The sequence below is a fragment of the Paraburkholderia sp. SARCC-3016 genome, assembly GCF_031119615.1.
In the GTDB taxonomy this organism is placed as follows: Bacteria; Pseudomonadota; Gammaproteobacteria; order Burkholderiales; family Burkholderiaceae; genus Paraburkholderia.
This window is the reverse complement of the sequence record NZ_JAVHZD010000001.1, coordinates 286,257-298,238: the sequence shown is the minus strand read 5'-3', so window position 1 is coordinate 298,238 and position 11,982 is coordinate 286,257. Positions and strand designations below refer to the sequence as shown.

At 64.4% G+C, this 11,982-nt stretch carries 9 protein-coding genes; 3 read left to right on the top strand and 6 right to left on the bottom strand.

All coding sequences use genetic code 11. The features are described 5' to 3' along the window. Positions 1 to 28: 28 nt before the first annotated feature. The 6 genes from nadC to purN form a co-directional block, all read right to left on the bottom strand. Complete coding sequence (gene nadC / locus QYH69_RS01290) at positions 29 to 946, bottom strand: carboxylating nicotinate-nucleotide diphosphorylase (protein ID WP_308830114.1); 918 nt, start codon at positions 944 to 946, stop codon at positions 29 to 31. Next, on the bottom strand, positions 946 to 2,082 hold the full coding sequence (gene nadA, locus QYH69_RS01285; RefSeq protein ID WP_374992332.1) for a quinolinate synthase NadA: 1,137 nt from the start codon (positions 2,080 to 2,082) through the stop codon (positions 946 to 948). Before nadA ends, nadC begins: the two co-directional genes overlap by 1 nt. Before the next feature lie 139 nt (positions 2,083 to 2,221). After that, complete coding sequence (locus tag QYH69_RS01280; RefSeq protein WP_308830112.1) at positions 2,222 to 3,418, bottom strand: acyl-CoA desaturase; 1,197 nt, start codon at positions 3,416 to 3,418, stop codon at positions 2,222 to 2,224. Between the two features lie 296 nt (positions 3,419 to 3,714). After that, complete coding sequence (locus tag QYH69_RS01275; RefSeq protein WP_308830111.1) at positions 3,715 to 5,067, bottom strand: mechanosensitive ion channel domain-containing protein; 1,353 nt, start codon at positions 5,065 to 5,067, stop codon at positions 3,715 to 3,717. An 88-nt stretch (positions 5,068 to 5,155) separates the two neighbouring features. Beyond that, complete coding sequence (locus tag QYH69_RS01270) at positions 5,156 to 6,415, bottom strand: RsmB/NOP family class I SAM-dependent RNA methyltransferase (RefSeq protein ID WP_308830110.1); 1,260 nt, start codon at positions 6,413 to 6,415, stop codon at positions 5,156 to 5,158. Further along, positions 6,412 to 7,098: a phosphoribosylglycinamide formyltransferase gene (gene purN, locus QYH69_RS01265; RefSeq protein ID WP_308830109.1), complete on the bottom strand. Its 687-nt coding sequence runs from the start codon at positions 7,096 to 7,098 to the stop codon at positions 6,412 to 6,414. Before purN ends, QYH69_RS01270 begins: the two co-directional genes overlap by 4 nt. A gap of 179 nt (positions 7,099 to 7,277) precedes the next feature. Here purN and QYH69_RS01260 point away from each other — a divergent pair, with 179 nt between their 5' ends. The 3 genes from QYH69_RS01260 to lspA all read left to right on the top strand — a co-directional run bounded on the left by QYH69_RS01260 (position 7,278) and on the right by lspA (position 11,816). Continuing rightward, positions 7,278 to 8,276 (top strand): bifunctional riboflavin kinase/FAD synthetase, encoded by a 999-nt coding sequence (locus QYH69_RS01260; RefSeq protein ID WP_308830108.1) that lies wholly within the window; start codon positions 7,278 to 7,280, stop codon positions 8,274 to 8,276. A gap of 202 nt (positions 8,277 to 8,478) precedes the next feature. After that, positions 8,479 to 11,316: an isoleucine--tRNA ligase gene (ileS, locus tag QYH69_RS01255; RefSeq protein WP_308830107.1), complete on the top strand. Its 2,838-nt coding sequence runs from the start codon at positions 8,479 to 8,481 to the stop codon at positions 11,314 to 11,316. Next, a complete protein-coding gene (lspA, locus tag QYH69_RS01250; protein WP_308830106.1) occupies positions 11,316 to 11,816 on the top strand; it encodes a signal peptidase II in 501 nt (166 codons plus the stop codon). The genes ileS and lspA overlap by 1 nt, the downstream gene beginning before the upstream one ends. Positions 11,817 to 11,982 lie beyond the last annotated feature (166 nt).

Sequence of the window (11,982 nt, the reverse complement as noted above, 5' to 3'; positions counted from 1 at the left end):
GATGGCCTCGTTTGCTTGACGCGCCGGCCTAAATGATCCGCATCGAGTAATCGGTCGCGCGCACGTCCTTCGTCAACGAGCCCACCGAAATACGGTCGACTCCAGTTTCGGCAATCGTGCGAATCGTCTCGAAGTTCACTCCGCCCGACACCTCGAGCACCGCGCGCCCCGCCGTAATACGGACTGCGTCACGCATCGCTTCGAACGTGAAATTATCGAGCAGCACCGAGCGGGCACCGTGTGCGAGCGCCGTTTCGAGTTGCTCGAGCGTTTCCACTTCGATCTGGATCGACACTTTCGCGTCCAGGGCAAGCGCGGCCTTCATGGCCGCACCGACGCCGCCGGCCGCTGCGATATGGTTTTCCTTGATCAGAATGCCGTCATACAGCGCAAGCCGCTGGTTCGCACCGCCTCCGACGCGCACCGCGTACTTCTGCGCGAGTCGCAGCCCCGGCAGCGTCTTGCGCGTATCGAGCACCTTTGCCGGCGTATGGCTGATCGCGTCGGCGAAACGCCGCGTCGCCGTCGCGACGCCTGACAGCAGTTGCAGGAAGTTCAGCGCGTTGCGCTCGGCGGTCAGCAGCGAGCGCGCCGGGCCGCGCAGCGCGCAGACCGTCGTGTCCGCCGTCATCCGGTCGCCTTCGCGATAGCGCCAGCGCACGTCGATACGCGGATCGACGCGACGCATCACTTCGCCGAACCACATCACGCCGCATAGCACCGCCTCCTCGCGCACGATGATCCGCGCGTCGCGCATTTCGTCGGCGGGCACGAGATATCCGGTCAGATCGCCGCTGCCGACGTCTTCGGCAAGCGCGTCCGTGACGTTGCGCGCAAGCGCCGCATCGAGCGCATCGCCGTATTGCGCGCGGATTTCCGCGAAGAGCGGCGACACGACGTCGCCGAGATAGCCAGGTTGCTCGCCAGCACCCACCATGGCACCCATCAGGCCGCTCCCACGTTCGAAAACAGCGCGCCGTCACGCGCGAGATCGCCGCTTGCCTGCACGCGCTTCTTATGGCGGGCGGCAAAGTCGAGCATCCGGTCGATCGGCAGCTTTGCGCGCTCGCCGATGGCGGGGTCGACGAAAATCTCGTTGTGGCCGCGTTCGAGCACGTCGGCGAGATTGGCGAGTCCGTTCATTGCCATCCACGGGCAATGCGCGCAGCTCTTGCAGGTCGCGCTGTTGCCGGCGGTCGGCGCTTCGATGAACGTTTTGCCCGGCGCCGCGAGCCGCATCTTGTGCAGAATGCCAAGATCGGTTGCAACGATAAAGTGCGTCGCATCGAGCCGTTGCGCCGCGTCGATCAGCTGCGTCGTCGAGCCGACCACGTCGGCCAGCGCGACCACGCTTTCCGGCGACTCCGGATGAACGAGCACCTTCGCGTGCGGATATTCGGCGCGCAGCACCTCGAGTTCGATGCCTTTGAATTCGTCGTGAACAAGGCACGAGCCCTGCCACAGCAACATGTCCGCGCCGGTCTTTTTCTGGATGTAGCCGCCGAGATGCCGGTCCGGCGCCCAGATGATCTTTTCGCCGCGCGCATGCAGATCGGCGACGATCTCGAGCCCGATCGACGACGTGACCATCCAGTCGGCGCGCGCTTTCACCGCGGCGCTCGTGTTCGCATAGACAACCACCGTGCGGTCCGGATGCGCGTCGCAAAACGCCGAAAATTCGTCTGCAGGACAGCCGAGGTCGAGCGAACACGTCGCGTCGAGATCGGGCATCAGAATGCGCTTGCCGGGGCTCAGAATCTTCGCCGTTTCGCCCATAAACCGGACGCCGGCCACCACGAGCGTTTGCGCGTCGTTGTCTCGGCCGAAGCGCGCCATTTCGAGGGAATCGGCCACGCACCCGCCGGTTTCGTCTGCCAGCTCCTGCAATTCCGCGTCGACGTAGTAATGTGCGACGAGCACGGCTTTTTCGCGCTTGAGCAATGCGCGAATGCGCTCTTTCAGCGCACGTCTTTCCTCGGGCGACGGCGCCTGTGGCACCTTGGCCCACGCTTCGCCGACGCCGCAGGTCATCCCCTGCGCGAGCGGCCGATCGTACTCGATGGTCCTGATTACCTCATTCATCATTTCCTCAGTCCTGACTGGTGCAGGTGAAACGCGGCGACCACGTCATTCTTGTGCATTTCGGGGCCCAGAATGCGAAAAACCCCGCCAACGCGGGGTTCTTCTGTGACGTAGTCAGAGTTTAATGGATTTCGCCCGGTCAGGCGTAGCGCCGCAGACGCAGCGCGAATTCCTGCAGCGCCTTGATGCCGCTTTGCTCGGCGCGATGGCACCAGTCCTGCAATTGCGCGAGAAGCTGTTCGCGCGACGCGTTCGAACGCTCCCACATCGCCGCAAGCTCGTTGCGCAGTTCGATATACGTGCGCAGCTTCTGACTGTTCGCGAAGATTTGCGGCAGCTGGCGCTTCTGCGGCTCGTCGAGCCCCGCCTCTTCCTTGTGGAACCAGTTGCGCGCACCGCGCATCAGTTGATACTTCTCACGCGCGCCGACTTCCTTCAGATGCGCCAGTTCCTGGCGATACGCGCGCTTGAGCGCCTTGCCGTAGCGCGCCATGACTTCATAGCGGTTTGCGAGCACGGCCTGCAGCGTGTCCTGATCGAGCACGAGCTTGCCGGATCCCAAGCGCGGCGTAGGCGCAATCTTCTTGACCGTGGCGAGCCGGCATGCGGACAGGACGCGAATGTACATCCAGCCGATATCGATCTCGAACCACTTGTTCGACAGCTTCGCCGAAGTTGCGTACGTGTGGTGATTGTTATGCAGTTCCTCGCCGCCGATCAGAATGCCCCACGGGAAGATGTTCGTACTGGCGTCCGCCGAATTGAAGTTGCGATAACCCCAGAAGTGCGCGAGACCGTTGACGACACCCGCCGCCCAGAATGGAATCCAGACCATCTGCACGGCCCATACGGACAGGCCGACCACGCCGAACAGCGCGACGTTGACCACCATCATCAGGCTCACGCCGAGGATCGGATACTTCGTGTAGACGTTGCGCTCCATCCAGTCGTTCGGCGTACCGTGGCCGAACTTGCGCATCGTCTCTTCGTTCTTCGCTTCGGCGCGATAGAGTTCGGCGCCTTCGAGCAGCACCTTCCAGATGCCGCGCGTTTGCGGGCTGTGCGGATCTTCTTCGGTCTCGCACTTCGCGTGATGTTTGCGGTGAATCGCCGCCCACTGGCCCGTCAGCATGCCGGTGGTCATCCACAGCCAGAATCGGAAGAAATGACTGACTGCAGGGTGCAAATCGAGTGCGCGATGCGCCTGGCAACGGTGCAGATAAACCGTCACGCCAATAATCGTGACGTGCGTGACCGCGAGTGTATAGAGCAGGAGTTGCCACCATGAAAAGCGAAGCAGCCCATGAGCAATGAAATCAAGCAGCGAGTTGAGCAAGGCTATTTACCTGTGAGACGGAGAGACAGCGCGAACGCCACTGCAGAAGCATACAACGACGCGTGTCAAGAAAGTGAAAGCATGCGGCCGAGTTGGACGACATTCTACTTGAAGGGTTCCAAGTCGTTGTAAAAAATAAGAAATTTGTTGTGCCGCATCAATTCGGGTCATCACTGAATGCGGCGCGCAGACCCCACCGATGCGGGCGCTGGCGCTGCACTTCACATGATGAACCCACCGGCAACGACAGCTGTGCGTCGAACCGTCGCGCACCGATAAATGCTTTGTACAACACATCACGCGGCGGTTCCCGGCTCGTTCGCGGCGGGCGTGGCCAGGTTAACGGTATGCGCATCCGCAGTGCCCGCTCCGACGATCCGCACATCGCGTTGCGCATATGGAATCGAAACGCCGTTTTCGGTAAAAAGCCGCCAGATATTGCGATTGACCGCCGAGCGCACGCCCGACGTGCCGGTCGCCGCATCCGCGACCCAATAACCGAGCTCGAGATTGATGCCGTCCGGCCCGAAACCGACCAGATTCGGCGATGGCGCCGGATCCTCGAGCACGCGCTCGACACCGGTCGCGGCCTGCGCGAGCAGCGCCATGGCCTTTTCGACGTCGGTCGCGTAGGCCACGTGCACGGCTGTCTTCTGGAATCCGCGCGTCAGGTACGACGACTGGTTCTGCACGACGTCGGTGATGAGCCGCTCGTTCGGAATCAGCGTCTCGATGCCGTCGAGGCCGCGCACGACCGTATAGCGCGTGCGGATCTGCGTAACCTGCCCTTGCAGCGCGCCGACATTGATCGTGTCGCCGATGCGCAGCGACCGGTCGAGCAGAATGATGAAGCCGGACACATAGTTGCTCGCGATCTTCTGCAGCCCGAAGCCGAGCCCGACACCGAGCGCGCCGCCGAACACGCCGAGCACGGTGATATCGATGCCGACCAGCGACAGGCTGATCAGCACCGCTGCCAGTACGAACAGCGCACGGCCGACGCGCGCGAGCACGACCTTCAGATTCGCATCGAGCGTGCTCGAGCGCATCACGCGTTCTTCGAATGCGGCGCCGAGCCACATTGCCACCACCATCGTCCCGCACACCCACAGCAACCCGGATAGCAGCGACAGCAGCGTGATCTGCGTATTCGCAACACGAAAGCTCACCCCGGCCATCCAGGTCAGCACGTTGCCTTGGATACCCATCACCGTCAGCCCCATGCCGACCCAGACGACGAGCGACACGACGCGTTCGACGAGCGCGAGCCATGTGTGCGTGTGCCCGTCGCGGCCGAACGCGCGCCGCGCGAAGAAGAACACGATGTAGATGAGGCCGATGCCGACCAGCGGCACCAGCGCGAGATCGAGCAGCGCCGTATGGATGAAGCGTCCGGCAACCGCGCGCGCAATCCACACGAAGAACGCACCGATCAGCGGCAAGAATGCGCGATTGAGCGCCTCCGCGCCGAAGCGCAACGCCTGGTAGCGCGTCTCGCGCCGCGCGTCCAGCGTGCGGCGCAACAGCCGCGCAGCCAGCCACGCGAGCGCGAGCGCGCCGACCAGCACGGCGACCTGCCACAGCGTCGCGTGCTCGCCGAGATCGCGCAGCAGGTCAGTCAGCGGTTCGAAGAACGGCGTGTTCTGCATGGTCAGGGCGTATGCGGTTCCGTTCGGTCAGTGCGCGGCGCTTCGATCACCTGCTGCGCGCAACTGCCTGGGTTAGCTCCGGTCGACTTCAATCGCGCCGCTCGAGCACGGCGGCAAAGAAACCGTCGGTCGCATGCCGATGCGGCCACAGCGACAGATAGTCGCCCATTTCCAGGTCGATGCGCTGCTCGGCCAGCACGTCGCGCGCGGGAACGAGCGCGAACTCCGGATGCTCGGCGAGGAACTGCGCGACCACCGCCTCGTTCTCCGCTTCGAGAATGCTGCACGTCGCATAGACGAGCCGGCCGCCTTTTTTCACGAGACGCGCCGCGCTCGCGAGGATCGAGGCCTGCTTCGGCGTCAGTTCGCCGATCGATTCGGGCGACTGCCGCCACTTCAGGTCCGGATTGCGGCGCAACGTGCCGAGGCCGCTGCACGGCGCATCGACGAGCACGCGGTCGATCTTGCCCGCCAGGCGCTTGATCTTCGCATCGTGCTCGCTGTCGATCAGCACCGGGTTTACGTTCGACAGGCCGCTGCGCGCGAGGCGCGGTTTCAGCTTCGCAAGACGCCGCTCGGAAATATCGAACGCGTAGAGCCGCCCGGTCGAGCGCATCATCGCACCGAGCGCGAGCGTCTTGCCGCCCGCTCCCGCGCAAAAGTCGACGATCATCTCGCCGCGCCGCGGCGCAACGAGCGAGCACAGCAGCTGGCTGCCCTCGTCCTGCACCTCGATCCAGCCGTTCTGGAATGCATCGAGCTTCGTGAGCGGCGGCTTGTCGGCCACGCGCACGCCGAGCGGCGCGAACGGCATCGCGCCCGCGTCGATGCCGGCCTTTTCGAGCGCCTGCAAAACCTCGTCGCGGCTCGCCTTCATCGGATTGGCGCGCAGATCGAGCGGCGCCGGATAGTTGAGCGCCGCAGCCAGTTGCACCAGCTCCTCGGGCTCGAAACGCCTCGCGAGCGCGTCGTAGATCCAGTCCGGCAGATTCATGCGAATGCGCTGCGGCAAGCTCGCCGGGTCGATCTTCGATACGCGCTCGAGCCATTCGCCCTCCGCTTCGCTCACGAACGGCTTCAATGCCGTGCGGCCCGCCGTCTGCATCAGACCGAGCAGCGCCAGACGTCGCGCCGGGCTGCCGCTGCCGCTCTCGGCCAGATGCGCGAATTCCATGCGCCGGCGCAGCACCGCGAACACGGCTTCGGCAATCACGCCGCGCTCGCTGTGGCCGAGCTTCGGATGCGCGCGGAAAAAGCGGCTCGTCGTCGCGTCGGCGGGGCCGGTGAACTTCAAGACTTCGGCGAGCAGCGTCTCGGTCTGGCCAATCAGAAAACCATGCAGCCTCATGCACCCTCCGCGGTGGCGTTGCAGTCGGCCGCGTCATTCGCGCGGCCCATATCGTCGAAGAAAAACGCTTGCGGCTCGGGCGGCGTCAGAACGACGCGCTCGCCGTCGAGCGCGAGCCGCCCTTCGACGAACCAGCGCACTGCGCGCGGGTAAATCAGATGCTCGGTCGCGAGCACGCGCGCGGCGAGCGCCGTTGCGTCGTCGCCGGCGCGCACCGGCACGGCCGACTGCGCGACAATCGGCCCGTGATCGAGCCGGGGCGTGACGAAATGCACGGACGCGCCGTGCACGCGCACGCCGGCGTCGAGCGCCTGCTGATGCGTTTTCAGGCCCGGAAAGCTCGGCAACAGCGACGGATGGACGTTCAGCATGCGGCCCGCGTAACGTTCGACGAAGCCATCGGTCAGGACTCGCATGAAGCCGGCCAGCACCAGCAGATCGGGCGCATAGGCGTCGATCATATTGGCGAGCGCGACGTCGAACGACTGCCGGTCGGGAAACTGGCGGTGGTCGACCACCGCGGTAGGAATGCCTTGCGACGCTGCAAACTGCAGCCCGGCGGCGTCCGGACGGTTGGCAATCACGGCGGCGACGTGCGCCGGCCAGCGCTCGCGCGCGCAGGCGTTCGCGATTGCCTGCATGTTGCTGCCCCGTCCGGAGATCAGAATAACGAGTTTTTTCATCGGCGGATTTTACCATCCGGCACCGCGCGAACCGCGACGCGAAGCCGTCGGCGGCCTTGAGCGTTTATAATCGTGTGTTTTGCGGGGATCGGTCGTGCTTCATTGATCGCATCACCTGTCTCATGAACCCGGTATCGACGACGGGTACTAACCTCAGGCATTTACCGCAGCCCGCTATCGTGAGAGTTTTTCGGGGTCTTCCCAATGCCGAGAGCCGTGCGCCCTGCGCGCTGACCATCGGCAATTTCGACGGTGTCCACCGCGGCCATCAGGCGTTGCTCGCGCACGTGCGCGCAGCCGCCGATGCACGCGGCTTGCCCGTCTGCGTGATGACCTTCGAGCCGCACCCGCGCGAATTCTTCAACCCGGCCAGCGCGCCGCCGCGCATCGCGATGCTGCGCGACAAGCTCGAAGCGCTGCGGATGAACGGTGTCGATCGCGTCGTCGTCGAGCACTTCAATCAACGGTTCGCAAGCCAGTCGCCCGATGCGTTCGTCGAGCGGATCATCGTCAACGGGCTGCACACGCGCTGGGTCATGATCGGCGACGATTTCCGCTACGGCGCAAAGCGCGCCGGCGACTTCGCATCGCTGAAAGCGGCTGGCGAGCGCTTGGGCTTCGAAGCCGAGCAGATGCCGACGGTGGCCGATCCCTCTGGCGCGCGTATTTCGAGCTCGGGTGTGCGAGCGGCATTGGTCGCCGGCGACCTCGACGCGGCGCGCGCCGCGCTCGGCCGCGACTACGTGATCAGCGGACATGTCGTGCATGGGCTCAAGCTCGGCCGCGACCTCGGCTTTCCGACGCTGAATCTGCCGATCGCCCATAAGCGGCCCGCGCTGTCGGGCATTTTCGTCGTGCGCGTGCATGGCATCGAAGACAAGCCGCTGCCCGGCGTCGCGAGCCTCGGGCTGCGTCCGACCGTCGACGATTCCGGCCGCGTGCTGCTCGAAGTGCATCTGCTCGACTGGCATGGCGACGCCTATGGCAAACTCGTGCGCGTCGAGTTTCTGAAGAAGCTGCGCGACGAGGAGAAGTATGTCGACCTCGAAAAACTGTCTGCCGCGATCGCGCGCGATGTCGCGAGCGCGCGCGCGTGGTTCGAAGCGCTCGAGCCGGGTCGCGCGCCGGGCAGCCGGTCAACGAACTTCTCGACCTCGGCAACCGACCGAATTAGATAAACGGCCATCGTGCGTGCGGAACGGAACCGTGCGCACCGAAGCGTTCTGAACCGACGGGTTCGACCCGAAGCCGGCACAGTCCGCCGGACGGGCCCGACGGTTCGCAAGCCGCGCCGCCTCGTACTACCGGTCGCGCAATCCCGGGCAAATCCGCGCCGACCGCCGACATGGGCGCCAACACCGTATTCACCGCTACGTCACCATGAGCAACAAGAAAGCCGATTCGAAACCGCAAGCCAAGTATCCGGTCAACCTGCTGGACACGCCGTTCCCGATGCGCGGCGACCTGCCGAAGCGTGAGCCGCAATGGGTCAAGGACTGGCAGGAGCGCAAGGTCTACGAAAAAATCCGCGCCGCCTCGAAGGGCCGCGCGAAATTCGTCCTGCACGACGGTCCGCCGTATGCGAACGGCGACATCCACCTCGGCCATGCGGTGAACAAGATCCTGAAGGACATGATCGTCAAGGCGCGCAATATGGCGGGCTTCGACGCGGTCTACGTGCCGGGTTGGGATTGCCACGGCATGCCGATCGAAATCCAGATCGAAAAGCAGTTCGGCAAGTCGCTGCCGGCCGCCGAAGTAATGCAGAAGGCGCGCGCGTACGCGACCGAGCAGATCGAGAAGCAGAAAGCGGGCTTCCGGCGCCTGGGCGTGCTCGGCGAATGGGACAACCCGTACAAGACGATGAACTTCGCGAACGAAGCCGGCGAAATCCGCGCGCTCGCGAAGATCATGGAAAAGGGCTATGTGTTTCGCGGCCTGAAGCCCGTGAACTGGTGCTTCGACTGCGGCTCGGCGCTCGCCGAAGCGGAAGTCGAATACAAGGACAAGACCGATCCGACCATCGACGTGCTGTTCGCGTTCGCGGAACCGGACAAGACCGCGCAGGCATTCGGTCTTGCGGCGCTGCCGCGCGCCGAAGGCGGCATCGTGATCTGGACCACGACGCCGTGGACGATCCCCGCGAACCAGGCGCTGAACGTGCACCCCGAAGTGGTCTACGCGCTCGTCGATACGCAGCGCGGCTTGCTGATCCTCGCCGAAGAGCGCGTCGAAGCGTGCATGAAGGACTTCGGTCTGCAAGGCCGCGTGATCGCAACCGCGCCCGGCGCCGCGCTGGCGAACCTGCGCTTCCATCATCCGCTATCGTCGGCGCATCCGGCCTACAAGCGCACGTCGCCCGTCTATCTCGGCGACTACGTGACGACCGATACCGGCACCGGCATCGTTCACTCGTCGCCGGCGTATGGCGTCGAAGACTTTGTCTCGTGCAAGGCGCACGGCATGGCGGACTCCGACATCATCAGCCCGGTGATGGGCGACGGCCGCTATATCGAATCGCTTGCGCTGTTCGGCGGGCTGTCGATCTGGGTTGCGAATCCGAAGATCGTCGACGCGCTGCGCGAGGCCGGCACGCTGCTGCGCAGCGAGAAGTACACGCACAGCTATATGCACTGCTGGCGCCACAAGACGCCGATCATCTATCGTGCGACGTCGCAATGGTTCGCCGGCATGGACGTGAAGCCGCGCGACGGCGGCAGGACGCTACGCGAAACCGCGCTCGAAGGCATCGAGGCGACCGCGTTCTTTCCGTCGTGGGGCAAGCAGCGCCTGTTCGCGATGATCGCGAATCGCCCGGACTGGACGCTGTCGCGCCAGCGCCAATGGGGCGTGCCGATGGCATTCTTCGTGCACAAGGAAACGGGCGAACTGCATCCGCGCACGCTCGAACTGCTCGAGGAAGTCGCGAAACGCGTCGAAGTGTCCGGCATCGAAGCGTGGCAAACGCTCGATCCGCGCGAACTGATCGGCGACGACGCGAACCTGTACGAAAAGAACCGCGATACGCTCGACGTCTGGTTCGATTCGGGCACGACGCACTGGCATGTGCTGCGCGGCTCGCACAAAGACGAACTGCAATTCCCGGCCGACCTGTACCTCGAAGGTTCGGACCAGCACCGCGGCTGGTTCCATTCGTCGCTGCTGACTGCGTCGATGCTCGACGGCCGGCCGCCGTACAACGCGCTGCTCACGCACGGCTTCACCGTCGACGGCGAAGGCCGCAAGATGAGCAAGTCGCTTGGCAACGGCATCGATCCGCATGAAGTGTCGAACCGGCTCGGCGCGGAAATCATCCGTCTGTGGATTGCGTCGACCGACTATTCGGGCGAGCTGGCGATTTCCGAGGAAATCCTGAAGCGCGTAACCGAAAGCTATCGGCGCATCCGCAATACGCTGCGCTTTCTGCTCGCCAATCTGTCGGACTTCGATTACGCGCAGCATGCGCGGCCCGTTGGCGAATGGCTCGAGATCGACCGCTACGCGCTCGCGCTGACGGCGAGCCTGCAAACCGACGTCCTCGCGCACTACGACAGGTACGAGTTCCATCCGGTGGTCGCGAAGCTGCAGACGTTCTGCTCGGAAGACCTCGGCGGCTTCTACCTCGACGTGCTGAAGGACCGCCTGTACACAACCGCGCCCGACTCCGCCGCGCGCCGTTCCGCGCAAACCGCGCTGTATCACATCGCAAACGGGCTGCTGCGTCTGATGGCGCCGTTCCTGTCGTTCACCGCCGAAGAAGCGTGGAAGGTGTTTCAGCCGCACAGCGAGACGATCTTCACCGAGCTTTATCACGCTTACCCCGAGGTGCCGGACGGTGCCGCGCTGCTCGACAAGTGGGCGCTCCTGCGCGCGGTGCGCGGCGACGTGACGAAGGCGCTCGAGGAAGCGCGCGTCGCGAACCTGATCGGCTCGTCGCTGCAGGCCGAAGTCGAGCTGCGCGCGAGCGGCGCGCGCTACGATGCGCTGGCCAGCCTCGAAGACGATCTGAAGTTCGTGCTGATCACGTCCGCGGCGAACGTCGTCAAGGTGGAGAGCGAGACGGACGAAGGCGTCGAAGTGATTGCGTCGAAGTATCTGAAATGCGAGCGCTGCTGGCACTATCGCGCGGACGTCGGCGCCGATGCCGACCATCCGACGCTGTGCGGCCGCTGCGTGAGCAACCTGTTCGGCAACGGCGAAGCAAGGAGCGCGGCATAATGTCCAGAAGCCTGTCGAAATCGGCAAGCGGGTCGCTTGCGCCATGGCTCGGCGTCGCACTGATCGTGATCCTTGGCGACCAGCTGACGAAGATCGCGATCGCGAAGGTGTTCGCGTACGGCGAGTCGCACGTGATTACGCCGTTCTTCAATCTCGTGCTCGTGTTCAACCGCGGCGCGGCGTTCAGCTTTCTCGCGATGGCGGGCGGCTGGCAGCGCTGGGCGTTCACGCTGCTCGGTATCGTCGCGGCGCTCGTGATCTGCTATCTGCTCAAGCGCCACGGCACGCAGAGAATGTTCTGCACCGCGCTCGCGCTGATTCTCGGCGGCGCGCTCGGCAATGTGATCGACCGGCTGATGTACGGCCACGTGATCGATTTTCTCGATTTCCACGTCGGCGGATGGCATTGGCCCGCGTTCAATCTTGCCGACAGCGCCATTACGATCGGCGCCGTGCTGCTCGTGATCGACGAATTGCGGCGCGTGCGCGGGGCACGCTGACGGGTGCTCAGACGTGTGCTGCGGGGTGTGCTGCGGCTTGTGCTGAGAGACGCGCTCAGACATGCGCTGGCACAGGCGCCGAAATGCGCGGGTAGGGTCGACGTCTAGTCGGAGACTTCAGTGGCAAACAAGCTGACCAACGATGCGCTCGCCGCGTCGACCGAAC